Origin of the sequence: Pseudomonas vlassakiae (assembly GCF_014269035.2) — a bacterium.
Classification (GTDB): Bacteria; Pseudomonadota; Gammaproteobacteria; order Pseudomonadales; family Pseudomonadaceae; genus Aquipseudomonas; species Aquipseudomonas vlassakiae.
The window spans coordinates 321145-345105 of record NZ_JABWRP020000003.1 but is presented as its reverse complement, the minus strand read 5'-3'; the positions used below and the strand labels follow the sequence as shown (position 1 = coordinate 345105).

The window sequence follows — 23961 nt, the reverse complement described above, 5'->3', positions numbered from 1 at the left end:
CCTTTGCATGGGGGCGCCTCGCGCTAGTGCGAAGCGCCTTGAGAGGCAGGTACAGCGCTACGCTGCACGGCTGCCAGCAAGGCCGTGGCACTCGCGCCACGGCAATCCACAACCTGTTGGGCCCCGGCGGCCCGGGCCTGTTCAGCGACCCGCGGGCTGGGCACGAACAACGCCAGCCTGGCTACCTGCGGCCAATCGGCGCCAGCCATTTGCTGCAAATGTTCAAGACCCTGCCCACTGCTGACCACCAGGCCATTGAGGCGTTCCGCTTCTATGCGGCGCATCAGCGTGCCCGCCGGGTACGCCGGCAGGCAGCGACGATACAGTTCCAGATATTCGACACTAGCACCTTGCTCTGCAAGACGCTCGGCCAGCAGTTCGCGACCTCCGACGCCACGAACAATCAGCACGCGGGCCTCAGGCGCCGCAATAGCCTGGCGTAGGGCCGGGAGCGCGAGCAAGGCCTCGCTGTCGTCGCCTTGCACCGGGAATGTCACCTGAAGGCCTGCGCACTGCAGCACTGCTGCCGTCGCCTCACCCACGGTAAACCAGCCTGCGGTGGGCGCTTGCAAGCCAGCGCCCTGCAGCTGCCCAAGCAGCAGCCGTGCCGCCGGCTTGCTGACCACGATGATCGCCTGGTACTGCGCCAGCCCGGCCAGCTGCCGACGCTGCCCGTCAGCCAGCGCGACAGGCTCGATGGCCAGCAACGGCAGGCAACTGCTGGCCACACCGGCAACGGCCAGGCTCTGCGCCAGTGCCGCGCAGTCCTCTTCAGGCCGGGTCAGCAGCAGGCGCCAGGAGCTCACGGATGCCCGGCCTCGCCGTAGACTTCCTTGAGAATGGCTTCGGCGCCCTGACCCAGCAGGGCTTCGGCGACCTGCACGCCCAAGGTCTCGGCAGCCGCACGCGGCGCACGGGCGTCCGCCACCAGCAAGGTCCCGCCACTTGGCTGGCCAACCAGGCCGCGCAACCACAGCTGATCGCCTTCGAGCACCGCATAGCAGGCGATCGGCACCTGGCAGCCGCCGTTGAGGCGCTTGTTCAAGGCACGCTCGGCAACTACACGGTCGGCGGTATCGGCGTGGTGCAGCGGCGCCAGCAGGGCATGGATTTCAGTGTCGGCGCTGCGGCACTCGATACCCACCGCGCCCTGGCCACCGGCTGGCAGGCTGTGCTCGACGCTGATGGTATCGCTGATGCGATCCTCGAAGCCCAGGCGGATCAAGCCCGCGGCGGCGAGGATGATGGCGTCGTATTCGCCGGCATCGAGCTTGGCCAGGCGGGTGTTGACGTTGCCGCGCAGGAAGTGGATTTTGAGGTCCGGCCGACGCGCCAGCAACTGAGCCTGGCGGCGCAGGCTGGAGGTGCCGACGATGCTGCCGGCTGGCAGGGCGTCGAGGCTGGCGAAGGTATTGGAGACGAATGCATCGCGCGGGTCTTCGCGCTCGCAGATGCAGAACAGGCCCAGGCCATCGGGGAAGTCCATGGGTACATCCTTCATCGAATGCACGGCGATGTCGGCTTCGTTGTCCAGCAGCGCTGTTTCCAGCTCTTTGACGAACAACCCCTTGCCGCCGATTTTCGCCAGCGGTGCGTCGAGCAGCTTGTCGCCGCGACTGACCATGGGTACCAGGGTCACCCGCAGACCGGGGTGCGCCTGCTCGAGGCGGGCTTTGACATATTCGGCCTGCCACAAGGCCAAGGCACTTTTACGGGTGGCAATGCGGATTTCGCGAGTGGACATGAAACGCCCCGATGCAGAGAAATGCCGCTGATGATAACAGCATCACCGGCATCGCCAGCAGATGTGGATCAGCGTCAGGGCCCTTCGCGGCCAAAGCCTCCCCTACAGGCGGCGCCGTACCTGTGGGACCGGCTTCAGCCGCGCACAAGGGCGCAGCCGTTGCCATGCAGGCTCAGCCTTGGAGTGTTTGCATCATCTTGCGCACGCCTGCCACATGCCGGCGGCTGACCGTCAGGGCGTCGCCGTCGAGGCCCTTGAGGAATAGCTGGAAATGCCCCAATGGCGTGCGCTGCAGGCGTTCGATGCGTTCGCGCGCGACCAGCGCATTGCGGTGGATACGCACGAATCGCTCGCCGAATTCATCCTCCAGCGCCTTGAGCGGCTCGTCGAGCAGCACCTCCCCGGCTTCGTGGCGCAAGGTCACGTACTTGTGGTCGGCGATGAAATAGATCACCTGGGGCAATGGAATCAGCTCGATACCCTTGCGCGTACGCGCACTGATATGGCTGCGCGGCCCACCGCCTTCGCTGCCAGGCCGGGTCAACGCCGCCAGCTGGGCACGGTTGGGCTTCTCGGCCTTGCGCAAGGCATCGCGCAGGGCCTGAGGCTGGATTGGCTTGGTCACGTGGCTGAGGGTGCTGTCCTTGAACGCCTCGGCACCGTATTCATCGTCGCCGGTACAGAACACCACGGACGGTGGCGCCTCGCGTTCGCACAAGCGCGCAGCAACCTGCAAGCCATCCAGGCCTGGCATGCCGATGTCCAGCAGAACCACATCCGGCTTGAGGCTTTCGATCAGTGTCAGAGCCTCCTCGCCGTTGGTGGCGCTGGGCTCCAGCACGGTGTAACCCTCCAGTTCAGCGAATAGCCGTGTGAGGCGTTCACGGGCTTGGGGTTCGTCATCAACGATCAGGACATTCATAATTGCTCTGGATTCCTGAGTGAGTCTCGCACAGGTATAGCGTAGACAAGAGCAGGTCGAGCGACGCTGCGGTCACGCTCTAGACCGATACGAAGGCCAAAGATTCACTGAGCCAGCAGAATAGCTGCCAGTCCTCTGTCCAACTGTAGACGGTCCGTGGAACACTGCCGTTCAATCGGTGAATATCGTCTCCGCCCACCTTTACCGATGTTTGCCTCCGGTTTCTGTCGACCGATGTCCTGCGGTGTCAGGCCCAACCCTGCTATTATCGGCGCCACTTTTTCGTTCACGCCTGCATAGAGTGAATCCATGAGCACCGACAAGACCAATCAGTCCTGGGGCGGCCGCTTCAGTGAGCCCGTCGACGCCTTCGTCGCCCGTTTCACCGCTTCGGTCGACTTCGACAAGCGCCTGTACCGCCACGACATCATGGGTTCGATCGCCCACGCCACCATGCTGGCACAGGTCGGCGTCCTCAGCGATGCCGAGCGCGACACCATCATCGATGGCCTGAAAACCATCCAGGGCGAAATCGAGGCTGGCAGCTTCGACTGGCGTGTCGACCTCGAAGACGTGCACATGAACATCGAAGCACGCCTGACCGACCGTATCGGCATCACCGGCAAGAAGCTGCACACCGGCCGTAGCCGCAACGACCAGGTGGCCACCGACATCCGCCTGTGGCTGCGTGACGAGATCGACCTGATCCTGGCCGAGATCACCCGTCTGCAGCAGGGTCTGCTGGAGCAGGCCGAACGCGAAGCCGAAACCATCATGCCTGGCTTCACCCACCTGCAGACTGCCCAGCCGGTCACCTTCGGCCACCACCTGCTGGCCTGGTTCGAAATGCTCAGCCGCGACTACGAGCGCCTGGTCGACTGCCGCAAGCGCGCCAATCGCATGCCGTTGGGCAGTGCCGCGCTGGCCGGCACCACCTACCCTATCGACCGTGAGCTGACCTGCAAGCTGCTGGGCTTCGAAGCCGTGGCCGGCAACTCGCTGGACGGCGTCTCGGACCGTGACTTCGCCATCGAATTCTGCGCGGCCGCCAGCGTGGCGATGATGCACCTGTCGCGCTTCTCCGAGGAACTGGTGCTGTGGACCAGCGCCCAGTTCCAGTTCATCGACCTGCCTGATCGCTTCTGCACCGGCAGCTCGATCATGCCGCAGAAGAAGAACCCGGACGTACCGGAGCTGGTGCGCGGCAAGAGCGGCCGTGTGTTCGGCGCCCTGACCGGCCTGCTGACCCTGATGAAAGGCCAGCCGCTGGCCTACAACAAGGACAACCAGGAAGACAAGGAGCCGCTGTTCGACGCCGCCGACACCCTGCGCGACTCGCTGCGCGCCTTTGCCGACATGATCCCGGCGATCAAGCCCAAGCACGCCATCATGCGCGAAGCGGCTCTGCGCGGTTTCTCCACCGCGACCGACCTGGCCGACTATCTGGTTCGCCGCGGCCTGCCGTTCCGTGACTGCCACGAGATCGTCGGCCACGCGGTGAAGTATGGCGTCGACACGGGCAAGGACCTGGCCGAGATGAGCCTGGACGAACTGCGCCAGTTCAGCGACCAGATCGAGCAGGACGTGTTTGCCGTGCTGACCCTGGAGGGGTCGGTGAATGCCCGTAACCACATCGGTGGAACCGCGCCAGCCCAGGTGCGTGCTGCCGTGGCTCGCGGCAAGGCCCTGCTGGCTTCGCGCTAAAGCCCATTGCGAGGGCTTCGCCCTCGTTCGCGGCGGTTCGACGCCTCGATGAACCCGCACCCACAGGTATTGCACAGGCGCCAAAAGCAGTGCAGTCCCTGAGGGAGCGGGTTTACCCGCGATGACTCCAACGCGGTCTCAGCGCTTGCCGCTGCGGATCATCTCCATGAAGGCCGGCATCGAGGCCTCCTTGTCGGCCACGATCCGCGCCATGTGCGGGTTCTCACCCAGCAGTTGCAGCAACGCCTTCGCCTGCGGGAAGTCCGCCAGGAAGTCGATACCCAGCACTTTCTTGCCTACCGCGCACGCCAGGTCCACCGAGAAGCAGAACATCAGGTCGGCGAGGGTCAGGTGCTCACCCGCCACATAAGGCGCGAAACGGCCATTGCGCTTGAGCGTGGCAAACCCCGCCAGCAAGTCGGTACGCGCGCGCTCCTTGACCAGCGGCTCCACCGGCATGCCGAAGAACGACTCGCCGTAGCAGGTACGCGCCGGCAGCTCGATGTACAGTTCGATTTCCTTCAGCAGTTCGCGCACCTTGGCCTGGCCGAACGGGTCGCTGGGCAGCAGCGCCTTGCCACCTTGGGTCTGCTCGATATAGTCGAGGATTACGCTGGTTTCGCTGAGGAAGCCGTGTTCGGTTTCCAGCACCGGCACCTTGCCCCGCGGGCTGACTTCCAGCGCATGCGGCGCCTGCCCGCCATAGAAGGTGACTTCCTCGAAAGGCAGGCCTTTCTCCAGCAGGGCCAGCTTGACCATGTTGTAGTAGTTGCTGACCGAGAATCCGTAAAGCTTGAGCATCGGGTTACAGCCTCCAGGCCGTGTGGGGATGGCTCGGTTCTTATAAACCGTCCATACAAGCCTGACCAGCGTCATGCGCCCTGTCGATGACCAGGCATTGCCAACGCAGGCGTGGCAAACTGTGCGTCCCCCCACAGGAGTAGCGCCATGAGCGAACACGACGAAATCGACAATGACGACGAAGCCTTCGCCGAAGCGACGCTGACCGAAGCCATCGAAAACCAGATCGAAAGCGGCGAGCCGCCAGCGGCCAAGGCCACCTTCAACAAGCTGACCCTGGTCGGCTATGAGCGTGAAGACATCCTCAACCTCATGGCCCACGTTCTGGCCTTCGAAATCGACAACATGCTCCAGGAGGACCGCGCATTCAACGGCGAGTGGTATGAGACCGCCCTGCGTGCCCTGCCCGAGCTGCCGCCTGAGATGGGTCAAAGCGACGACGAATAACCCGACTACACTCTTGGATCAGGCACCGCTGGCGGTGCCGCCATCCTTGTCTGGAAGTCAGGAGTCGCCATGTCCTTTAGCCCCGAACTGATCGCCGAACTGGAAGTGCTCGCCCTGTTCAACCTGGACAGCAACCAGGAAGGCATCAAGATTCACGCCAATGCCTCCCCCGCCCTGGTCGCTGCGGCCAAGCGCCTGCATGCCAAGCAACTGACCGATCAACCTGATGGCGGTTACCTGACCAGCCTGGGGCATGATGCGGTGGAGAGCGTGCAGTTGCTGTTGAACGTCCTCAAAGCCCCACAGCCAGCCTGACCCTGCACCGGCCTCTTCGCGGGCTTGCCCGCGAAAGGGGCCAGAACAGACGATAGAAAAATGGCGCCAATAATCCATATTCCGCTTATCCGACTGCCCCACTCAGGCTAAACTCGCCACAGCTTTCCTGGCCCGCCCTGAGTGTGCAATGAACCACCCCCACGAAATCCGCCCTGACCTGGACGAAGGCATCGACCGCAAGGTGCTGGCGACATTGCGTGCGCGCTTCCTGCACATCAACCAGTGCCGGCTCGAACGTGCAATGGAGGGCCTGTCGAGCCGCCAGCAGCTGGTCCTGACCCTGCTGCCGCTGCTGTTCCACGTCAACCACCCGCTGTTGCCCGGTTACGTATCCGGCGCCACTCCGGCCGGGGTGGCGGGGTTCGAGCCGGATGCCGAGCAGGTCGCCGATGCCCAACGCCTGGCTCGCTCGTTCGCCTACAAAACCCGTCATGGCAACCCGCCACGCCCGATACACGGCCTGTTCCTGATGGGCAGTCTCGGTACGCTGGCCCAGGCCGAACAGAGCGACATGGACCTCTGGGTATGCCATGCCCCTGGCCTGAGCGAGGCCGAGCGCGAAGAGTTGCGCCGCAAGTGCCAGCTGCTGGAGGCCTGGGCGGCCAGCCAGGGTGCCGAGGCTCACTTCTTCCTGATCGACCCGCAAAGCTTCTCCCAGGGCCAGCGCGACAGCCAGCTCAGCTCCGACGACTGCGGCACCACGCAACATTTCCTGCTGCTCGACGAGTTCTATCGCACGGCCATCTGGCTGGCCGGGCGCACGCCGCTGTGGTGGCTGGTGCCGGTCTATGAAGAGCACAACTATCAGGCCTACACCGAGACCCTGCTGTCCAAGCGTTTCATCCGCAATCAGGACGCCCTGGACCTCGGCAACCTTGCCCATATTCCACCAGGCGAGTACCTCGGCGCCGGGCTTTGGCAGTTGTTCAAGGGCATCGATTCGCCCTACAAGTCACTGCTCAAGCTGCTGCTGACCGAAGTCTATGCCAGTGAGCACCCGACCGTGCGCTGCCTGTGCCTGGACTATAAACAGGCGGTGTTCGCCAACCATCTGAACCTCGACGAACTCGACCCCTATGTGATGGTGTACCGGCGCATCGAGCGCTATCTGCAGCAACGCGGGGAAACCGCTCGGCTCGAGCTGGTCAGGCGCAGCCTTTACCTGAAGGTCAACAAGAAGCTCAGTGGCCTGGACCGCAGCCGTAACAACGGCTGGCAGCGCCAACTGTTGCAGCGCCTGACCTATGAGTGGGGCTGGGACGAACGCCAGTTGCTCATGCTCGACAGCCGCAGCCAGTGGAAGGTGCGCCAGGTCGCCCTCGAACGCCGTGAGCTGGTGGCGGAGCTCAACCATAGCTATCGCTTCCTCGGCCAGTTCGCGCAGAACCAGGGTGCCACCAGCCGCGCCGACCAGCGTGACCTGAATGTCCTGGGCCGGCGCCTGTACGCCGCCTTCGAGCGCCGCGCCGGCAAGATCGAAGTGATCAACCCGGGCATTGCCCCGGACATTGCCGAAGACACCATGACGCTGGTCCAGTCCCCGAACCGCAAGGAGCCTGGCAGCCATCACTGGGGCCTGTACAACGGCAACCTGGGCGTATACGAATGGGAGCATTTCAGCCCGATCAAGCGCTGCCGTGAGTTGCTCGAGCTGCTGACCTGGGCCCACCGCAATGGCGTCATCGACCACACCACACGCCTGGCGCTGCACCCCGGCGACAGCGACCTCAGCGAATTCGAGCTGTTCAACTTGCTGGGCAGCCTGCAGCAGAGTATTCCGCTGCCCCTGGCCAGCGTCAGCGAAGAACGCCTGCTGCAGCCGAGCGTGGCGGACGAGATCCTGCTGCTGGTCAATGTCGGTGTCGATCCGCTGCGCCATCACCGCGACCTGAACATCCTGATGACCACCGAGCGCACCGACTCGCTGAGCTATGCCGGTGTGCGCGAGAACCTGGTGCTGACCCTCGACCAAGTCACGCTCAACAGCTGGAATGAAGTGCTGGTGCAGCGCTACGACGGTGATCACGCGCTACTGCGCTGCCTGCGGGATTTCCTCAACAGCCTTGGCCAGCGCAGCCACCGCCCGCAGGTGCGGGTGCGCTGTTTCTGCCACAACCGCGCCCAGGCCATCGCTCAGCGGGTCGAGGAGATCTTCGACACGGCGCAATTGCTGCTCGACCAGGGCCTGAATCACCGCTACCTGCTGCAAGTGGCGCAGTACACCCACGTCCTTGAGCTGTTGCCCGGCCAAGTCAGCCTGGCGACCCTGGCGGGGCATGATGCCGTGCTCGATCACCTGGGCGAAGTGCGCAGCCGCTACAGCCCGTTGCACCTGGATGGCAATGCGCTGCAGGACTGCGACCTGCCTCTGTTACTGGAACAAGGTCGGCGCAATTGCATCCAGGTGTTCTACCGCCTGCTCGATGGCTGGGCCGACCTGTACGTGCTGGACGAATACAACGCCCTGTGGCAACAGCGCCTGCCATTGTTTGACGAAAGCCATCTGCTGCTGCCGTTACAACGTTTTCTGCGTTCGGTGGCGGTGCGCCACGATGCCCGCCTCCCACTCGACCATCTGCAACAGGCTTCACCGGCTATCCACTACGCCCAGCTGCTGCCTTCAGGCCCAGGCAAGGCACGCAGCATCGAGCCTCGCCCGGCACCCAGTGCGGGCGTCGACCAACCCTATTACGAGGTTCAGGCCATTCTGCAGGCCGGCGCGGGGGATGGGGTGCATGTGACGCTGTATTGCGACCAGCAGGAATTTTCCGAGCTGGAGCATGGCGACCAACTGTATGAGGTGGTCGCCCGGCAGATCCTTGGCCAGCGCCGCAGTGCCGGGCACTACCGCTGCTACATCACCGACCTGGACCTGTCCGAGCTGCTCGAGGACGAGCAGGGGTCGACCTGCCTCTACCTGCGCTACAAGCGCGAGCTGGAGCAGGCGCTGAATGATGGACTGGCGAAATTGCAGGCCTCTCTGAAACCTTGAAAATTCAAGGGCTGCTGCGCAGCCCAAGGATCTCAGAGGTCGAAATCGCCAGCCGCTTCAGGCTGGTACTCGACTGCCAGCAACTTCAGTTTCAGGGTCTTGCCCCCCGGTGCCGGCCAGTCGATCTGCTCGCCCACCGACAAGCCCAGCAGCGCACAACCGATCGGCGCGAGGATCGAAACCGTGCCTTCTCCACCGGCATCTTTCGGGTACACCAGGGTCAGGTGGTAGTCCTTGCCGCTGGCTTGCTCACGGCAATGCACCCGCGAGTTCATGGTCACCACTCCGGCGGGCACTTCCTCATGGCCGACCACCTGAGCGGCACGGTCCAGCTCTTCCTGCAAGGCGAGCACACCCGGCGTGTTCTCGTCGAGGCTGTCGATCAGGCGCTCGAGACGTTGTACGTCCAATCGGGTGAGGATGAGGGAAGGCTTGGTGCTCATGATCCAGTCAGACTCCTTTGAACAGGCGGTTTGCTGCGGGCAGATAAAGCAAAACCCCGCCCAAGGGCGGGGTTTGTGGATGCTTTTGCGTCACCGACGCACAACCCGACACTACCACAGCCGGGCAAATACTCAAGCCCGTGCGCGCAGGGCCTGGGCTTCGCGGCAGATCTGCCGGCGCCGTTCGTCGTCGGCCGAGCGCCATTCGCGAATGTGCTCGACATGCCGATGGCAGCCGGTGCACACCCGCTGCTCATCCAGCCGGCAGACGCTGATGCAGGGCGACGGCACCGCCGGGCTGACGTTGCTGTACAGCGGCTTGGGTGGCCGCGCCTGGCTGGTCATGTCAGATCTCGTCGAAGTCCAGCTTCTCGCCGGCCCGCTCCCAGACGATACGCTCGAGCATTTCGTTCAGCAGTTCTTCGCTCTTCTCGCACACCCACTTGCCGCTTTCTTCGTCGTAGTCGAAGTGGAAGCCGCCGGAACGGTCGGCCAGCCACAGCTGGCGCAACGGTTCCTGGCGACTGAAGATCAGCTGGGCGCCGCCTTCGAACTTGACGGTCAGCACGCCGCCAGAATTTTCCATGTCCAGGTCCAGGCCGCTCTCGTCGAACAGGTCTTCCAGGGCCTGTTGGGTCGCGTCGACCAGATCATGGAAACGCGCTTCGCTCAAACTCATTGCAGGAACCTCGAATTGGCTGCTTTACGGGCAAGCCGGCAAGATACGGGCGCCGGGCCATGAATGCAAAGGTTTAGCCGCGCTCGCCACCGGCCCCATTACCGTGGCGAGCGCCCCTGAGCATAGCCCGCCCGACGGACCGGCTCTTGCATAGGCAATCCGCCGGTCGCTCGGTATACTCGGGCGCAATACTGCATATTTCAAAGGATTTCACCCATGAAGCGCCTGATTTCCTCGCTCGCGGCGCTGGTCGCGGTTGCCTGCCTCGTTTCGGCCTGCGGTCAGAAGGGCCCCCTGTACCTGCCAGAAGACGGCAAGGACGGCAAAGGCCCGAAAAAGTCGCACCAGCACCAGCATGCTCCAGCGGTCCAGCCGCAGGAAGAGCAGCCAATCCAGCCCGAGCAGACGCCAGAGCAGTAAGGAATTCAGATGAACGCTTTCAACTACCGCGACGGTGAACTGTTCGCGGAGGGCGTCGCCCTGTCGGCCATCGCCGAACGCTTCGGCACCCCGACCTACGTGTACTCGCGCGCCCACATCGAAGCCCAGTACCGCAGCTACACCGATGCCCTGCAAGGTACCGATCACCTGGTCTGCTTCGCCGTCAAGGCCAACTCCAACCTTGGCGTGCTGAACGTCCTGGCGCGCCTGGGGGCGGGTTTCGACATCGTCTCCGGCGGTGAACTCGAGCGCGTGCTGGCCGCTGGCGGCCGCGCCGATCGCGTGGTCTTCTCCGGCGTCGGCAAGACCCGCGAAGACATGCGCCGCGCCCTGGAAGTCGGCGTGCACTGCTTCAACGTCGAGTCCACCGACGAACTCGAACGCCTGCAAGTGGTAGCCGCCGAGATGGGCAAGGTTGCGCCGATCTCGCTGCGCGTGAACCCGGACGTCGATGCCGGTACTCACCCGTACATTTCCACCGGCCTCAAAGAGAACAAGTTCGGTATCGCCATCGCCGACGCCGAAGCCATCTACGTGCGCGCTGCGCAGCTGCCGAACCTGGACGTGGTGGGTGTCGACTGCCACATCGGCTCGCAGCTGACTACCGTCGACCCGTTCCTCGATGCCCTGGACCGCCTGCTGGTCCTGGTCGATCGCCTGGCCGAGTGCGGCATCCACCTGCGTCACCTGGACCTGGGCGGCGGCGTTGGCGTGCGCTATCGCGACGAAGAGCCGCCGCTGGTGGCCGACTACATCAAGGCCATCCGTGAGCGCGTCGGCAGCCGTGACCTGGCCCTGGTGTTCGAGCCAGGCCGCTACATCGTGGCCAACGCCGGTGCCTTGCTGACCCGCGTGGAATACCTCAAGCACACCGAACACAAGGACTTCGCCATCATCGATGCAGCGATGAACGACCTGATCCGCCCGGCCCTGTACCAGGCCTGGATGGGCGTCAGCGCGGTCACGCCGCGGGCGGGCGAAGGCCGTGCCTATGACCTGGTAGGCCCGATCTGCGAAACCGGCGACTTCCTCGCCAAGGACCGCGTGCTGAACCTGGCCGAAGGTGACCTGCTGGCCGTACAGTCGGCGGGCGCCTATGGTTTCGTCATGAGCTCGAACTACAACACCCGTGGCCGTTGTGCGGAAATCCTGGTCGACGGCGACCAGGCTTTCGAAGTCCGCCGCCGCGAGACCATCGCCGAACTGTACGCTGGCGAAAGCCTGCTGCCGGAGTGAGCCCATGCTGCTGCGCTTTACCAAGATGCATGGGCTGGGCAACGACTTCATGGTCCTCGACCTGGTCAGCCAGCACGCGCACATCCAGCCCAAGCACGCCAAGCAGTGGGGTGACCGCCACACCGGTATCGGCTTCGACCAGCTGCTGATCGTCGAGGCGCCGAGCAACCCGGAAGTGGACTTCCGCTACCGGATCTTCAACGCCGACGGCTCCGAGGTCGAGCAGTGCGGCAACGGCGCGCGCTGCTTTGCCCGCTTCGTGCTGGACAAGCGCCTGACCGCGAAAAAGCGCATCCGCGTGGAAACCAAGGGCGGCATCATCGAGCTGGACGTGCAGAACGACGGCCAGGTGTGTGTCGACATGGGCCCGCCGCGCTTCGTCCCGGCAGAAATCCCCTTCATTGCCGACGAACAGGCAGTGAACTACCCGCTGGAGGTAGACGGCCAGGTGTATTCGATTGCCGCCGTGTCCATGGGCAACCCGCATGCCGTGCTGCGCGTCGATGACGTGCACACCGCGCCGGTCCATGAGCTGGGCCCGAAAATCGAAAACCACCCGCGCTTCCCGCAGCGGGTGAATGCCGGCTTCCTCCAGGTCATCGACCGCCATCGCGCCAACCTGCGGGTGTGGGAGCGTGGTGCCGGCGAGACCCAGGCCTGTGGTACCGGCGCCTGCGCCGCAGCTGTCGCCGCCATCAGCCAGGGCTGGATGGACTCTCCGGTGTCCCTCGACCTGCCCGGTGGCCGCCTGCATATCGAATGGGCCGGCCCAGGCAAGCCCGTGTTGATGACCGGCCCAGCCGTACGCGTCTTCGAAGGACAGGTTCGTCTCTAAGCGAGTAACCGCCATGACCGATCAGCCAGTACCCCAGCAGCCCGATGAGCTCGATGCCGAAGCGGTGGTCGCCTACCTGCGCGCTCACCCCACCTTCTTCGCCGAGCACGACGAGCTGTTGATCGACCAACGCATCCCCCACCAGCGCGGTGACAGCGTGTCGCTGGTGGAACGCCAGCTCAAGCTGCTGCGCGACCGCAATATCGAGATGCGCCATCGCCTGTCGCAACTGATGGACGTGGCCCGGGACAACGACCGGCTGTTCGACAAGACCCGTCGGCTGATCCTCGACCTGCTCGACGCCGGCAGCCTGGAAGAAGTGGTGATGGCCGTCGAAGACAGCCTGCGCCAGGAATTCCAGGTGCCTTTCGTCAGCCTGATCCTGTTCGGCGACAACGCAGCGCCCGTAGGCCGTTGGGTCAGCAATGCCGAAGCTCAGCAAGCCATCGGTGGCCTGCTGGGCGGTGGCAAGACGGTCAGCGGCAACCTGCGCGAGCACGAGCTGGCCTTCCTGTTCGGCAAGGAGCAGCAGCAGGAGGTCGGCTCCAGTGCGGTTGCCGCCCTCGAATATCAAGGGCTGCATGGCGTGCTGGCGATCGGCAGCCGCGACCCGCAGCACTACAAGAGCAGCGTCGGCACCTTGTTCCTCGGCTACATCGCCGAAGTGCTTGGCCGCGTGGTGCCGCGCGTGACCCAGACCCTGCGTCCGGTGCGCTGATGGAACGCCAGCTGGAGGCTTATTGCGCACACCTGCGCAACGAGCGCCAGGTGTCCGAACACACCCTGCTGGCTTATCGCCGCGACCTCGACAAGGTCATCGAATATTGCAACAGCCAGGGCATCGCCGGCTGGGGCGCCCTGCAGATTCAGCAGCTGCGCCAGCTTATCGCCCGCTTGCACCATCACGGCCAGTCATCGCGCAGCCTGGCGCGATTGCTGTCGGCGGTGCGCGGCCTGTACCGCTACCTCAATCGCGAGGGCCTGTGCCAGCATGATCCGGCCAATGGCCTGAGCGCGCCCAAGGGCGAACGCCGGCTGCCCAAGGTACTGGACACCGACCGAGCCCTGCAGCTGCTCGATGGCGGCGTCGATGACGACTTTATCGCCCGCCGTGACCAGGCCATCCTCGAATTGTTCTATTCCTCCGGCCTGCGCCTGTCCGAACTGAACAACCTCGACCTCGAGCAGCTCGACCTGGCTGCCGGCCTGGTGCAAGTACTCGGCAAGGGCAGCAAGACCCGCGTATTACCGGTCGGGCGCAAGGCCCGTGAGGCGTTGCAGGCCTGGTTCAAGCTGCGTGGCATCGGCGCGCCGCGTGACAGCGCGGTATTCATCACCCGCCAGGGCAATCGCATGAGCCCACGGGCCATCCAATTGCGGGTCAAGGCTGCCGGCGAGCGCGAGCTAGGCCAGCACCTGCACCCGCACATGCTTCGCCACTCCTTCGCCAGCCACGTGCTGGAATCGTCCCAGGACCTGCGTGCGGTGCAGGAAATGCTCGGCCACGCCGACATCAGCACCACGCAGATCTATACCCACCTGGACTTCCAGCACCTGGCCGCGGTGTACGACAGTGCCCACCCTCGGGCCAAACGCAGCAAAGGCACAGACTCATGAGCATCAAGCTGATCACCTTCGACCTCGACGACACGCTGTGGGACACCGCGCCCGTGATTGCCAGTGCCGAGGTCGTGCTGCGCGACTGGCTCGAAGCCAACGCCCCAGTCCTCGGCGGCGTGCCGGTGGAGCACCTGTTCGCCATCCGCGAACGTCTGGTGCAAGCCGAGCCGGGCCTCAAGCACCGCATCAGCGCCCTGCGCCGACGTGTGTTGTTCCACGCCCTGGAGGAAGTCGGCTACAGCGAGAAGCAGGCGCAGGAATTGGCGAACGAGGGCTTTGAAGTTTTCCTGCATGCCCGCCACCAGGTCGAAGTGTTCCCCGAGGTACAGCCGGTACTGGAAGTCCTGCGCCGTCACTACACCTTGGGCGTGGTCACCAACGGCAACGCCGATATACGCCGACTGGGGCTGGCGGATTACTTCCGCTTCGCCCTGTGTGCGGAGGACCTGGGCATCGGCAAGCCGGACCCGGCACCGTTCATCGAAGCCCTCAAGCGTGGCGAAACTGAGGCCAGCGCGGCGGTGCATATTGGCGATCACCCGGGCGACGACATCGCCGGCGCCCAGCGCGCAGGTTTGCGCGCCGTGTGGTTCAACCCGCAGGGCAAGGCCTGGGCGGGTGACCGGGCGCCGGATGCAGAGATCCAGCGCTTGTCCCAGCTGCCCGAGGTACTCGCGCGCTGGCGTTGACTGGGGCCGTGCAGGACACCAGGCACAAAAAAGCCCGCAGCGACGGCGGGCTTTTTTGTATTCAGCCACTCAGATAGGGCGGCTGCCGTACTTGTTGTCCGGCTTCTTGGGCGGGTCGGCGACCACGTTGGCCTCGACTTCCTGCACCTTGCCACCGCGCGAAAGAAATTCTTCCATCGCCTTGGCCAGGGCATCACGCTCCTTCTGCTTGGCTTCCATGCTCGGCATCTCGTCTACCGAGACAGCGGCCTTGGATTTGCCCTTGGCAGTCGGTGCCGGGCTGCTGTCGTCATCGCCAACATCTTCCACGCCATCGTCAGCCGCCGCTTCGAGGCCTTCATCAGCCTCGTCTTCGTCGCCTACTTCGAGGTCATCATTTTCCAGATCGTCGTCGCTCATGTTCTACCTCATGACTTGCGAAAAGCAGGTTAGTTATAGACCGGTGCAGCCGTAGACCGGCAGCCACCAGTGAAAATTCAACTGGCCGTGGGTTAGGCCACTGCCCTTGGGTCGGCGCTCCTGATGGGAGGCGGCACCCAGCAGGCCCCACTCCTGGCAAGACCTGACAAATCCTTGAACCCTGCTGGCCACACGCTATTGGCAAGCCTAGCAAAGGCTGGAGAAGCGTGGGGACTACTCACCCAACACTCTTTGGCGCGCATTCTAGCGCGCTCGTGAAAAAAGCAAAGCACCATAAATGCCCGAAGACTTGTAAGTTTTTGGCCTACGTCGCGAACGTGAGTGATAAACCGTTTGCACTGCGCGAAATGGCAAAAAACAGACAAAAAAATGCCCGGCGAACCGGGCAAGTTTTACCAGCGTCGCGGTTACAGGTTGTAGCCGCGTTCGTTGTGCTGAGCCAGGTCGAGGCCGACCGACTCTTCTTCTTCGTTGACCCGCAGGCCCATCACCACATCCAGCACCTTGAGGATCACGTAGGTGACGATGGCGGTATAGACCACGGTGAAGATCACGCCCTTGGCCTGAACCCAGACCTGGGCACCGATATCGGTGACTGCACCGAAGCCGCCCAGGGCCGGTGCTGCGAACACGCCGGTCAGGATGGCACCGATGATGCCGCCGACGCCGTGCACGCCGAAGGCGTCCAGGGAGTCGTCATAACCCAGCTTGCGCTTGAGGGTGGTGGCGCAGAAGTAGCAGACCACACCGGAGATCAGGCCTATCACCAGGGCGCCCATAGGGCCCACGGTCCCGGCGGCCGGCGTGATGGCGACCAGGCCGGCGACCACACCCGAGGCGATGCCCAGGGCACTGGGTTTGCCGTGGAAGATCCACTCGGCGAACATCCAGCCCAGCGCAGCAGCAGCGGTGGCGATCTGGGTCACCAGCATGGCCATGCCGGCAGTGCCATTGGCGGCGGCGGCGGAACCGGCGTTGAAGCCGAACCAGCCGATCCACAGCATGGCCGCGCCCATCAAGGTGTAGCCCAGGTTGTGCGGAGCCATCGGGGTGGTCGGGTAGCCTTTGCGCTTGCCCATGACCAGGCAGCAGACCAGGCCAGCGATACCGGCGTTGATGTGCACCACGGTGCCACCAGCGAAGTCGAGCACGCCCCAGTCCCACAGCAGCGCGCCGTCACCACTCCAGACCATGTGCGCGATCGGCGCGTAGACCAGGGTGAACCAGATGCCCATGAACACCAGCATCGCCGAGAACTTCATGCGTTCGGCAAAGGCACCGACGATCAGTGCCGGGGTGATGATGGCGAAGGTCATCTGGAAGGTGATGAACACTGCTTCAGGGAACAATGCAGTGGCCGAAGTCAGGTTGGCCGGCGTGACGCCGCTCAGGAACGCCTTGGAGAAGCCGCCGACGAACGAATTGAAGTTGAGCACGCCCTTTTCCATACCGGTGGTATCGAAGGCCATGCTGTAGCCATAAATGACCCAGAGGATGCTGATCAGGCCAGTGATGGCGAAGCACTGCATCATCACCGACAGCACGTTCTTGGAACGCACCATGCCGCCGTAGAAAAGGGCCAGACCTGGAATGGTCATGAACAGCACCAGCGCTGTCGAGGTGAGCATCCAGGCGGTGTCGCCGGAGTTCAGCGCCGGGGCAGCTGCTTCCTCTGCCAGGGCGAGCCCGGGCATTACGAGGGACAATAGGGCTCCTAGCCCTGCGATCTTACGCAGAGTCATGTTGTTTTCTCCTGGGGCGTTGGGTTTGGTGAGGCTTTTTCGGCGCTTAGATCGCGTCGGTATCGGTTTCGCCGGTACGGATGCGGATCGCCTGCTCCAGATTCACCACGAAGATCTTGCCGTCACCGATCTTGCCGGTGTTGGCCGCCTTGGTGATGGCTTCGATCACTCGATCAAGGTCCTTGTCGTCGATGGCGACGTCGATCTTCACTTTGGGCAGGAAGTCGACCACGTACTCCGCGCCGCGATACAGCTCGGTGTGGCCCTTCTGCCGGCCGAAACCTTTGACTTCGGTGACGGTAATGCCCTGCACGCCGATTTCCGACAGCGACTCGCGCACGTCGTCCAGCTTGAACGGCTTGATGATGGCTGTGACTAGCTTCATGAAACTCTCTCCCGATTTGGTGGACTTGCCCCAGGAAAACAAACCCGTCTCAAGTCTAAGCGCAGCGGTTGGCTTTGTAACGCGTCGTCGGCATCCGGCTCCGCGTGCGCACTGCCTGGTCACAAGGAACTGCATCAGTGCATGGCTCGTACAGGTCTTTGCAGAAACCTTGCCAGTTCCGTTAAAGCAGCGGAAAACAGCGGGTTATGTGAATCAGTCGGGATTGGCCAGTCGCCAGCATGGCAATCATGCACAACTTCGGTGCAGGCTGGCCCGGCCAACTGCTCAAAAAGCGTGCAGTGGCCCGCAGTCCAGGATGCAGCTTGGCCCGTGCTACACTGCGGGCCATTTCTCAGTTTCAGTGGACAGCCGAACATGCTCGCGCCCAAAGCCCTTCTCGACGCCCTGAGCGACCAGGCCTCGCGCCTGTTCAGCAGCGATACCGCCCAGCCCCGCGCCGAACTGGAAAGCCAGTTCAAAGTGTTGATGCAAGGGGCCTTCAGCAAGCTGGACCTGGTCAGCCGCGAAGAATTCGACAGCCAGATGGTCGTCCTGGCCCGCACCCGCGCCCGACTCGAAGCCCTGGAAAAGCAAGTGGCTGAGCTGGAAGCCCGGCTGCCAAGCGCTGCGCAGGAATGACAATCGCCAAGCAAGGCGCCCGGTAAAACACGGGTGCTGCATGCAGCACCCCGTTTCAATCAGGCCGAAGCCCGGTGCTGGCCGCTGGCCTTGGGCGGTAGCTCGCTGGCACGCAAGCCGCCACGGAACAACGCCGCACCGCACACCGTGAACAGCGTCTTCACCCGGCTGTGCGAATTGCGGATCTCGGCCTGTATTTCCTCGATGAGCGGATCGCTCGACTGCAGCGCAACGGCACGATCAACCCATTCGATTGCCGCGAAGCGACTCTGCTTGCGCGTACCGCAGCCCTGCATCCACGCCAGCCCAAGTTCCGCGCAGGCTCGCGCGGCGGTACAGGCATCGGGGTGCTCGGCCAACTGCAGCAGATAGCTCACCGCCTCGACACGCTCTCGCGCATCACCGTACTGGCGCAACAAGATGGCTAACTGCAACTGCGCCCTGGCATGGATGTTCGGCTCGCCCATGGCGTCGAGCAGCAGCCGCTTGACCGCCAGCATTGCTTTGCGGTCCTCCAGCCCTTTGAGGGCGCCCATGCGTTGGCAGGCCAGCTCGAACCTGGCCTGCAGGTGGCCAGACTCCGCCGCGCACAGCAGCCAGTGCTCAGCAGCCTTGCCATCGAGGTAATGCGCGGGCGTGTTGTCCAACCAGCCACGGTGCAGATCGTACAGCGCGATGGCAGCATTCGGCAGTTTCAGCTCCGCACAGGTTTCATACAGGAAATACGCGGCCTCATGCAGGCTGGCAGCCCAGAGCAGGCGCGGCACATCGAGCACATCGAAGCCCTGCTCGTCGCCGCCGCACTGGCGCCTGACCGCCATGCGCAACCACGTGCGTGCCTGCTCGGCAGATTGCCCAAAGCCCCATAGTCCAAACTGGTGCCCTACAGCCCGCAGCGCACAGGCCGCTGCCTGTCGGCGGTCATCGCACAGCCGCTCGATGACGGTGCGCAGCACCTGCGAATCGTCCTCCGCCTCGTGAAACAGCACCAGGCACACCAGACTGCGGAAAGGCTCGCCAATGGTCGCGACGAAGCCGTGGTCTGGGTAGAGCGCGACGCTATCGGCAAAGTCGCGCATCGCCCCGGCGTAGTCACGCACCGAATAGCGCCTCAGTGCCCCACGCCAGGCCAGCAGCGTGGCACGCTCCTTGGGCCGGAGTTCGCGCTGTGCCCATTGGGCAAAGGTTGTTTGCCAAGCCGCGATCTGCGGCAGTTGCCTGGCAGGCGGCAGCCAGAATGTCTCTTGCAGAGCCAGCCAACGGATCGCATTGCGCTGTGCTTCAGGCCAAGCGTGGCACAGCGGCCCACTGGCCAGTGCATCGACCGCCTCATCGCTGCCTCCCCAGCGTGGGGTCAGGTAAGTGGCATAGGCCTCGATCGCCTCGAAGCAGCCGGTGAACCAGGCCAGCGCATGGCGCAGCCAGTAATCCCGGGCGCTCTCGCCCCGCTCGTGCAAGCGCGCGCTCAAGCTGGCAGGCAATGCCTGCGGCAGCACCTGCAAAGGCGTCAGGCCGAATTTGACCAACAATGGCGCAGCGGCCTCCTGCACCTCCACATCGGCATGTGCGCTGGGCCGATAACGCGCCACCTGGCCATCGAACAGTTCGACCAGCCAGCCTGGCTCGCCCAGGCGCGAGCTGATGTGCAGCATGCCGATCACTGCCGCCACCGGCTGTGCGCCAAGCGCCATGGCACGCAGGAAATGCGCCGCGGCCTGCTCGCACGCCTGTTCAGCAGCCAGCCAGCGTTCTTCGGACACTTCATGGCAGCCAGCCGGCCCACGGATCTGGCAGGCACGGCTGAAGCAGTGAAAACCCATCACCACATGCGGGTGATAAGCCTTGGGCGTGGCGTCGATCCACGCCTTGAGGGTTTGTGTCAGGGCCTTGCCGCCCTGTGCGTCCCAGTCCAGCAGGTGGCCTTGTACAGCTTCCAGGTAGACCGGGCACTCACCGGCTGGCGCCTGCAGCCATTGCGCCTGGAGCGCATCGTAAAGGCGGTTGAGCTCAGCGTATTCATTGGCCTGCATCCGTTCTCGGAGCTGCTGGCGGGTGCGAATGAGGGTTTGCACGGGCAGTACCTTAAGTCCATTTAAGGGTCGCGTTGCCATCCACAGGCAACAACAGTCGCTCTTGAACACTAAGCCATAGCCGGGATCTTCGCAAAGTATTGGATCCAGTATTTGCCAGGACGTGAAAAGCAGGGGAAAAACCTGTCGTGCAACGTTGAGTCGCATTTCTCTTGCGCCGGCCTTGCAGAAACTCACTAGGCTGTGACAACCCGCAGGCAGCGGCTTTGTATCCAGCGACAACGGAGCGTCCATGTCCCTCGCCATCGTCCATAGCCGCGCCCAGGTCGGCGTGCAGGCCCCGGCGGTCAGCGTCGAAACGCATCTGGCCAATGGCCTGCCCCACCTCACCCTGGTCGGCCTGCCGGAAACCACGGTCAAGGAGAGCAAGGACCGTGTGCGCAGCGCTATCGTCAATTCCGGGCTGAATTACCCGCAGCGGCGCATCACTCAGAACCTCGCCCCGGCCGACCTGCCCAAGGACGGCGGGCGTTATGACCTGGCTATCGCCCTGGGCATCCTCGCCGCCGATGGCCAGGTGCCGATGCCTGCCTTGGCGGAAATGGAATGCCTGGGCGAGCTGGCCCTGTCGGGAAAATTGCGCCCGGTGCAGGGCGTGTTGCCAGCAGCATTGGCGGCGCGCGAGGCCGGCCGGGCGCTGGTGGTGCCCCGGGAAAATGCCGAGGAAGCCAGCCTGGCCGGCGGGCTTGTGGTGTATGCAGTGGGGCACCTGCTCGAGTTGGTGGCGCACCTCAACGGGCAGGTGCCACTAGCCCCGTTTGCCGCCAATGGCCTGGTCCTGAAGCAACAGCCTTATCCGGACCTCAGCGAGGTACAGGGCCAGGTCGCGGCCAAGCGGGCATTGCTGCTGGCCGCAGCCGGCGCCCATAACCTGCTGTTCACCGGGCCACCCGGTACGGGCAAGACATTGCTCGCCAGCCGTCTGCCCGGCCTGCTGCCGCCGCTGGATGAGCATGAGGCGCTGGAAGTCGCGGCGATCCAGTCGGTCAGTGGCCATACGCCGCTGAGCAGCTGGCCGCAGCGGCCGTTTCGCCACCCGCACCATTCGGCCTCGGGGCCGGCGCTGGTAGGCGGCGGCAGCCGGCCGCAGCCAGGCGAAATCACCTTGGCGCACCATGGCGTGCTGTTTCTCGACGAACTGCCAGAGTTTGAAAGGCGCGTGCTGGAAGTGCTGCGCGAACCGCTGGAATCGGGCGAGATCGTGATTGCCCGGGCGCGCGACAAGGTGCGTTTTCCGGCGCGCTTCCAGCTGGTGGCGGCGATGAACCCCTGCCCTTGCGGCTACCTGGGTGACCCGACTGGCCGCTGCCGCTGCAGCACCGAGCAGATCGCACGGTATCGCAACAAGCTGTCGGGGCCGTTGCTGGACCGCATCGACCTGCACCTGACCGTGGCCCGCGAGACTACCACGCTCAGCCACCAGCCAAGCGGGGAAACCAGCGCCGACGTAGCCGCCAAGGTAGCGGAGGCCCGCGAAGTGCAGCAGCGACGGCAAGGCTGTGCCAATGCGTTTCTGGACCTCGACGGGTTGCGCAGCCATTGTCAGCTGGCAGCGGCAGACCAGGCTTGGCTGGAAAGTGCCTGCGAGCGGCTAACGCTTTCTCTGCGGGCGGCACACCGGCTGTTGAAGGTTGCACGTACACTGGCGGATCTGGAAGGTAGCCAGGCGATCCGCCGGGGGCATCTGGCCGAGGCGTTGCAGTACCGGCCGGGGAGCAGTTAGTGCTTTCGGGCTGCTTTGCCGCCAAAAGGTCAGGAGATCCTGTTTCGACCGATCAATCCAGGCACCGAGTACAACCCAGGCCCGGTCAATGCCAGCCCGCCATACAGGGCCACCAGCAACCAGGCAAACTGCCCATGCTCCAGTGACCACTCTGGATGCACCACCACCAGCGCCACCAGCAACACTGCCAGCACCGGCAGGCAGGCCAGCCGCGCCACCACGCCCAGCACCAGCAACACCGGGCAAACCACCTCGGCAAACACCGCCAGGCCCAGGGTCAGCGGCGCACCCAGGCCAAAGGGGTCTTCGATGCGCTGCAATTCTCCGCTCCAGTCCAGCAGCTTGGGCAACCCGTGGATGGAAAACAGCAGCCCGGCAGCCATCACCCGCATGAACAGCAGGCCGCTGGCAGTCAAGGCCGGCGATTGCGGCTCGAGGAAGGTCTTGAGGCGTGGCATGGCAAAGGTCTCGCGTTTCTATCAAGCCAGCAAGCATCGCCCGCCTGCCCAGCGATTGATTGTTCTGGTGTGCTCATTCTCCTGCCAACGCCTCTTCGACCAGCTTGAGCAGCACCTCTTCGGAAAACGGCTTGCCCAGACAACCCCGTGCGCCGTTGCGCAGCGCCGCCTGCAGCGCCCGCTCGTCCCAGTGCGCCGACATGCAGATGACTGGCAAAAGCCAACCCCGCCGCACCAGCTCCTGCTGCACGTCCAGCCCGTTCATCCCCTGCATTTTCAGGTCGAGCAGCACGCAGCCTGCCTCGCGCACCAGGTTCGAGGCCAGGAACACCTCCCCCGTCGCGAACGCCAGGCACTCGAACCCCGCTGAGCGCAGCAGGTTACCCAGGCTTTTGCGCACCGAAGCATCATCATCGACGATGCACACCGCTCTGCTCATGCGCCGGGCCGGGCTTCGATGACGTTGTGCATGGCTACCAGCTCCAGTAACGAGCGGGATTGCATCTTGTTCATGATGTTCTTCTTGTGCACCTTGGTGGTCACTTCACTGGTGCCGATTTCCCTGGCGATCTGCTTGTGCGACAAGCCGCCGACCACCAGCGAGAACACCTGGCGTTCGCGCTGGGTCAGGTGCTGGTACTTTTCCTCGACCTGTCGCGCATGCTGCCATTTGCGCCCCTCGATCACCGCGCGTGCGCGTACCGAGTCAAGCAGCACCAGCAACTGGTCTTCGTCGAAGGGCTTGGTCAGGAACTCGACGGCCCCGGCGCGCATGGCCTGGACCGTCATGGGGATGGTGCCGAAGCCGGTCATGAACACGATCGGCCAGGGTAGCGCCATCCGGCGCAACGCAGCCTGAACCTCAAGGCCAGTGGTGTCGGCCAGGTGCATATCCAGCAGCAGGCAGGCGCAGGGGCTTTCCAGGCGAGCGTCGAACAACGCTTCGGCGCTGGCGAACAACCGGTGTGGAATATCCCGCGACCCCAGCAGGCGACCGAGCGCCTTGCGCACCGAAGGGTCGTCATCCACTACCAGCACAGGCACGTTGGCAACGTCGTTGCACGGTTCGCTGGCTTCGGCCATGGCGCACAACGGTGACTGGCCCAGCGCCAGGCAAGGGACATCGAAGCTGACCTGCGCAGCCAGGCGGTAACCCCGCCGCGGCACGGTCTGAATCAGCCCGCGGTCACCGAAGGCCTTGCGCAACAGCGACACCTGCACTTGCAGGTTGTTGTCTTCGACCACCGTGCCGGCCCACACCTGGCTGAACAGCTCATCCTTGCCAACCACCCGGCCCTTGGCCTTGATCAGCGTGGCCAGCACCTCGAATGCCCGCCCGCCCAACAGGATCGGCTTGCCATCGAGAAAGGCTTCTCGTCGCTCGAGCGACACCTGGGCGTTGCCTATTCGGATCATGGTTTCCTCTCGCGGGCATGGGCATCTGCGCAGCCTCGGGCAGCCTAGGCGAGCCTATGCATTCAGACAATTATCCCGAGGGATAGGTGGCCTCTTCACTATACAAGCGCCCTCCAGCCGCCAGGTATTGATAACGGACAACAGCGTGCCCGTTCCTGCCAAGCCGCCCGCAGCGCCCATTCTTGAGCGGGCGGCTGCG

26 protein-coding genes are annotated in these 23961 nt (G+C 64.0%); 12 read left to right on the top strand and 14 right to left on the bottom strand.

Annotation, left to right across the window (positions count from 1 at the left end):
• Positions 1–23 precede the first annotated feature (23 nt).
• The 3 genes from HU738_RS05875 to HU738_RS05865 form a co-directional block, all read right to left on the bottom strand.
• A complete protein-coding gene (locus tag HU738_RS05875) occupies positions 24–806 on the bottom strand; it encodes a uroporphyrinogen-III synthase (RefSeq protein ID WP_186601442.1) in 783 nt (260 codons plus the stop codon).
• Positions 803–1744: a hydroxymethylbilane synthase gene (hemC, locus tag HU738_RS05870; protein WP_186601443.1), complete on the bottom strand. Its 942-nt coding sequence runs from the start codon at positions 1742–1744 to the stop codon at positions 803–805. The genes HU738_RS05875 and hemC overlap by 4 nt, the downstream gene beginning before the upstream one ends.
• Positions 1745–1916: 172 nt before the next feature.
• Positions 1917–2666: a LytR/AlgR family response regulator transcription factor gene (locus tag HU738_RS05865; protein ID WP_176509180.1), complete on the bottom strand. Its 750-nt coding sequence runs from the start codon at positions 2664–2666 to the stop codon at positions 1917–1919.
• A gap of 309 nt (positions 2667–2975) precedes the next feature.
• Here HU738_RS05865 and argH point away from each other — a divergent pair, with 309 nt between their 5' ends.
• Positions 2976–4370, top strand: a complete 1395-nt coding sequence (gene argH, locus HU738_RS05860) for an argininosuccinate lyase (protein WP_176509181.1) — start codon at positions 2976–2978, stop codon at positions 4368–4370.
• Positions 4371–4508: 138 nt separating this feature from the next.
• Here the strand turns inward: argH and HU738_RS05855 are convergent, their stop codons facing one another.
• Complete coding sequence (locus HU738_RS05855; protein ID WP_186601444.1) at positions 4509–5171, bottom strand: glutathione S-transferase; 663 nt, start codon at positions 5169–5171, stop codon at positions 4509–4511.
• A gap of 147 nt (positions 5172–5318) precedes the next feature.
• Between HU738_RS05855 and HU738_RS05850 the strand changes: the two genes are divergently transcribed.
• The 3 genes from HU738_RS05850 (at position 5319) to HU738_RS05840 (ending at position 8946) form a co-directional block, all read left to right on the top strand.
• Positions 5319–5618: a hypothetical protein gene (locus tag HU738_RS05850; RefSeq protein ID WP_099813889.1), complete on the top strand. Its 300-nt coding sequence runs from the start codon at positions 5319–5321 to the stop codon at positions 5616–5618.
• Between the two features lie 69 nt (positions 5619–5687).
• Entirely contained in the window at positions 5688–5933 is a 246-nt protein-coding gene (locus HU738_RS05845) for a TIGR02647 family protein (protein ID WP_176509183.1), read from the top strand.
• Positions 5934–6081: 148 nt separating this feature from the next.
• Positions 6082–8946 carry a class I adenylate cyclase gene (locus HU738_RS05840; RefSeq protein ID WP_186601445.1) on the top strand — a complete coding sequence of 955 codons (2865 nt, stop codon included), beginning with the start codon at positions 6082–6084 and terminating at the stop codon, positions 8944–8946.
• 32 nt (positions 8947–8978) lie between these two features.
• On the opposite strand, the gene rnk is transcribed toward HU738_RS05840, so the two are convergent.
• The 3 genes from rnk to cyaY form a co-directional block, all read right to left on the bottom strand.
• On the bottom strand, positions 8979–9389 hold the full coding sequence (gene rnk, locus HU738_RS05835; RefSeq protein ID WP_186601446.1) for a nucleoside diphosphate kinase regulator: 411 nt from the start codon (positions 9387–9389) through the stop codon (positions 8979–8981).
• Between the two features lie 132 nt (positions 9390–9521).
• A complete protein-coding gene (locus tag HU738_RS05830) occupies positions 9522–9734 on the bottom strand; it encodes a DUF1289 domain-containing protein (protein ID WP_176509186.1) in 213 nt (70 codons plus the stop codon).
• A 1-nt stretch (position 9735) separates the two neighbouring features.
• Positions 9736–10068 carry an iron donor protein CyaY gene (gene cyaY, locus HU738_RS05825; RefSeq protein WP_054886458.1) on the bottom strand — a complete coding sequence of 111 codons (333 nt, stop codon included), beginning with the start codon at positions 10066–10068 and terminating at the stop codon, positions 9736–9738.
• A gap of 216 nt (positions 10069–10284) precedes the next feature.
• Here cyaY and lptM point away from each other — a divergent pair, with 216 nt between their 5' ends.
• From lptM to HU738_RS05795, 6 genes are read left to right on the top strand one after another with little or no spacing between them, the layout of a single operon-like run.
• A complete protein-coding gene (gene lptM, locus HU738_RS05820) occupies positions 10285–10488 on the top strand; it encodes an LPS translocon maturation chaperone LptM (protein WP_054886459.1) in 204 nt (67 codons plus the stop codon).
• 9 nt (positions 10489–10497) lie between these two features.
• Positions 10498–11745 carry a diaminopimelate decarboxylase gene (gene lysA / locus HU738_RS05815; protein ID WP_186601447.1) on the top strand — a complete coding sequence of 416 codons (1248 nt, stop codon included), beginning with the start codon at positions 10498–10500 and terminating at the stop codon, positions 11743–11745.
• Positions 11746–11749: 4 nt separating this feature from the next.
• On the top strand, positions 11750–12580 hold the full coding sequence (gene dapF / locus HU738_RS05810) for a diaminopimelate epimerase (RefSeq protein WP_054886461.1): 831 nt from the start codon (positions 11750–11752) through the stop codon (positions 12578–12580).
• 13 nt (positions 12581–12593) lie between these two features.
• A complete protein-coding gene (locus HU738_RS05805; protein WP_186601448.1) occupies positions 12594–13298 on the top strand; it encodes a DUF484 family protein in 705 nt (234 codons plus the stop codon).
• Complete coding sequence (xerC, locus tag HU738_RS05800) at positions 13298–14197, top strand: tyrosine recombinase XerC (protein WP_099813893.1); 900 nt, start codon at positions 13298–13300, stop codon at positions 14195–14197. The genes HU738_RS05805 and xerC overlap by 1 nt, the downstream gene beginning before the upstream one ends.
• A complete protein-coding gene (locus HU738_RS05795) occupies positions 14194–14889 on the top strand; it encodes an HAD family hydrolase (protein WP_186601449.1) in 696 nt (231 codons plus the stop codon). Before xerC ends, HU738_RS05795 begins: the two co-directional genes overlap by 4 nt.
• 69 nt (positions 14890–14958) lie before the next feature.
• On the opposite strand, the gene sutA is transcribed toward HU738_RS05795, so the two are convergent.
• The 3 genes from sutA to glnK form a co-directional block, all read right to left on the bottom strand.
• Entirely contained in the window at positions 14959–15288 is a 330-nt protein-coding gene (sutA, locus tag HU738_RS05790; RefSeq protein WP_186601450.1) for a dormancy-specific transcriptional regulator SutA, read from the bottom strand.
• A gap of 428 nt (positions 15289–15716) precedes the next feature.
• The gene (locus HU738_RS05785) at positions 15717–17051 is read right to left on the bottom strand and encodes an ammonium transporter (RefSeq protein ID WP_176509191.1); all 1335 of its coding nucleotides are present in this window, start codon (positions 17049–17051) and stop codon (positions 15717–15719) included.
• Positions 17052–17097: 46 nt separating this feature from the next.
• Positions 17098–17436: a P-II family nitrogen regulator gene (gene glnK / locus HU738_RS05780; RefSeq protein ID WP_002555808.1), complete on the bottom strand. Its 339-nt coding sequence runs from the start codon at positions 17434–17436 to the stop codon at positions 17098–17100.
• 375 nt (positions 17437–17811) lie between these two features.
• Here glnK and HU738_RS05775 point away from each other — a divergent pair, with 375 nt between their 5' ends.
• Positions 17812–18075 (top strand): accessory factor UbiK family protein, encoded by a 264-nt coding sequence (locus HU738_RS05775; protein WP_054886467.1) that lies wholly within the window; start codon positions 17812–17814, stop codon positions 18073–18075.
• Positions 18076–18134: 59 nt separating this feature from the next.
• On the opposite strand, the gene HU738_RS05770 is transcribed toward HU738_RS05775, so the two are convergent.
• A complete protein-coding gene (locus HU738_RS05770) occupies positions 18135–20147 on the bottom strand; it encodes a DUF4034 domain-containing protein (protein WP_186601451.1) in 2013 nt (670 codons plus the stop codon).
• A gap of 250 nt (positions 20148–20397) precedes the next feature.
• On the opposite strand from HU738_RS05770, the gene HU738_RS05765 reads away from it, so the two are divergent.
• Positions 20398–21888 (top strand): YifB family Mg chelatase-like AAA ATPase, encoded by a 1491-nt coding sequence (locus HU738_RS05765; RefSeq protein WP_176509193.1) that lies wholly within the window; start codon positions 20398–20400, stop codon positions 21886–21888.
• Positions 21889–21917: 29 nt separating this feature from the next.
• Here the strand turns inward: HU738_RS05765 and HU738_RS05760 are convergent, their stop codons facing one another.
• The 3 genes from HU738_RS05760 to HU738_RS05750 all read right to left on the bottom strand — a co-directional run bounded on the left by HU738_RS05760 (position 21918) and on the right by HU738_RS05750 (position 23762).
• The gene (locus HU738_RS05760; RefSeq protein WP_186601452.1) at positions 21918–22346 is read right to left on the bottom strand and encodes a DoxX family protein; all 429 of its coding nucleotides are present in this window, start codon (positions 22344–22346) and stop codon (positions 21918–21920) included.
• Between the two features lie 73 nt (positions 22347–22419).
• Positions 22420–22785 carry a response regulator transcription factor gene (locus HU738_RS05755; protein ID WP_186601453.1) on the bottom strand — a complete coding sequence of 122 codons (366 nt, stop codon included), beginning with the start codon at positions 22783–22785 and terminating at the stop codon, positions 22420–22422.
• Positions 22782–23762, bottom strand: coding sequence for a response regulator (locus HU738_RS05750; protein WP_186601454.1), 981 nt, complete (start codon positions 23760–23762; stop codon positions 22782–22784). The genes HU738_RS05755 and HU738_RS05750 overlap by 4 nt, the downstream gene beginning before the upstream one ends.
• Positions 23763–23961 lie beyond the last annotated feature (199 nt).

What these genes read in the sequence shown, in the direction of transcription:
- hemC (WP_186601443.1), bottom strand. Translation starts at nt 1,744, where the DNA reads ATGTCCACTCGCGAAATCCGCATTGCCACCCGTAAAAGTGCCTTGGCC.
- HU738_RS05865 (WP_176509180.1), bottom strand. Translation starts at nt 2,666, where the DNA reads ATGAATGTCCTGATCGTTGATGACGAACCCCAAGCCCGTGAACGCCTC.
- argH (WP_176509181.1), top strand. Translation starts at nt 2,976, where the DNA reads ATGAGCACCGACAAGACCAATCAGTCCTGGGGCGGCCGCTTCAGTGAG.
- HU738_RS05855 (WP_186601444.1), bottom strand. Translation starts at nt 5,171, where the DNA reads ATGCTCAAGCTTTACGGATTCTCGGTCAGCAACTACTACAACATGGTC.
- HU738_RS05850 (WP_099813889.1), top strand. Translation starts at nt 5,319, where the DNA reads ATGAGCGAACACGACGAAATCGACAATGACGACGAAGCCTTCGCCGAA.
- HU738_RS05845 (WP_176509183.1), top strand. Translation starts at nt 5,688, where the DNA reads ATGTCCTTTAGCCCCGAACTGATCGCCGAACTGGAAGTGCTCGCCCTG.
- HU738_RS05840 (WP_186601445.1), top strand. Translation starts at nt 6,082, where the DNA reads ATGAACCACCCCCACGAAATCCGCCCTGACCTGGACGAAGGCATCGAC.
- rnk (WP_186601446.1), bottom strand. Translation starts at nt 9,389, where the DNA reads ATGAGCACCAAGCCTTCCCTCATCCTCACCCGATTGGACGTACAACGT.
- HU738_RS05830 (WP_176509186.1), bottom strand. Translation starts at nt 9,734, where the DNA reads ATGACCAGCCAGGCGCGGCCACCCAAGCCGCTGTACAGCAACGTCAGC.
- cyaY (WP_054886458.1), bottom strand. Translation starts at nt 10,068, where the DNA reads ATGAGTTTGAGCGAAGCGCGTTTCCATGATCTGGTCGACGCGACCCAA.
- lptM (WP_054886459.1), top strand. Translation starts at nt 10,285, where the DNA reads ATGAAGCGCCTGATTTCCTCGCTCGCGGCGCTGGTCGCGGTTGCCTGC.
- lysA (WP_186601447.1), top strand. Translation starts at nt 10,498, where the DNA reads ATGAACGCTTTCAACTACCGCGACGGTGAACTGTTCGCGGAGGGCGTC.
- dapF (WP_054886461.1), top strand. Translation starts at nt 11,750, where the DNA reads ATGCTGCTGCGCTTTACCAAGATGCATGGGCTGGGCAACGACTTCATG.
- HU738_RS05805 (WP_186601448.1), top strand. Translation starts at nt 12,594, where the DNA reads ATGACCGATCAGCCAGTACCCCAGCAGCCCGATGAGCTCGATGCCGAA.
- xerC (WP_099813893.1), top strand. Translation starts at nt 13,298, where the DNA reads ATGGAACGCCAGCTGGAGGCTTATTGCGCACACCTGCGCAACGAGCGC.
- HU738_RS05795 (WP_186601449.1), top strand. Translation starts at nt 14,194, where the DNA reads ATGAGCATCAAGCTGATCACCTTCGACCTCGACGACACGCTGTGGGAC.
- sutA (WP_186601450.1), bottom strand. Translation starts at nt 15,288, where the DNA reads ATGAGCGACGACGATCTGGAAAATGATGACCTCGAAGTAGGCGACGAA.
- HU738_RS05785 (WP_176509191.1), bottom strand. Translation starts at nt 17,051, where the DNA reads ATGACTCTGCGTAAGATCGCAGGGCTAGGAGCCCTATTGTCCCTCGTA.
- glnK (WP_002555808.1), bottom strand. Translation starts at nt 17,436, where the DNA reads ATGAAGCTAGTCACAGCCATCATCAAGCCGTTCAAGCTGGACGACGTG.
- HU738_RS05775 (WP_054886467.1), top strand. Translation starts at nt 17,812, where the DNA reads ATGCTCGCGCCCAAAGCCCTTCTCGACGCCCTGAGCGACCAGGCCTCG.
- HU738_RS05765 (WP_176509193.1), top strand. Translation starts at nt 20,398, where the DNA reads ATGTCCCTCGCCATCGTCCATAGCCGCGCCCAGGTCGGCGTGCAGGCC.
- HU738_RS05760 (WP_186601452.1), bottom strand. Translation starts at nt 22,346, where the DNA reads ATGCCACGCCTCAAGACCTTCCTCGAGCCGCAATCGCCGGCCTTGACT.
- HU738_RS05755 (WP_186601453.1), bottom strand. Translation starts at nt 22,785, where the DNA reads ATGAGCAGAGCGGTGTGCATCGTCGATGATGATGCTTCGGTGCGCAAA.
- HU738_RS05750 (WP_186601454.1), bottom strand. Translation starts at nt 23,762, where the DNA reads ATGATCCGAATAGGCAACGCCCAGGTGTCGCTCGAGCGACGAGAAGCC.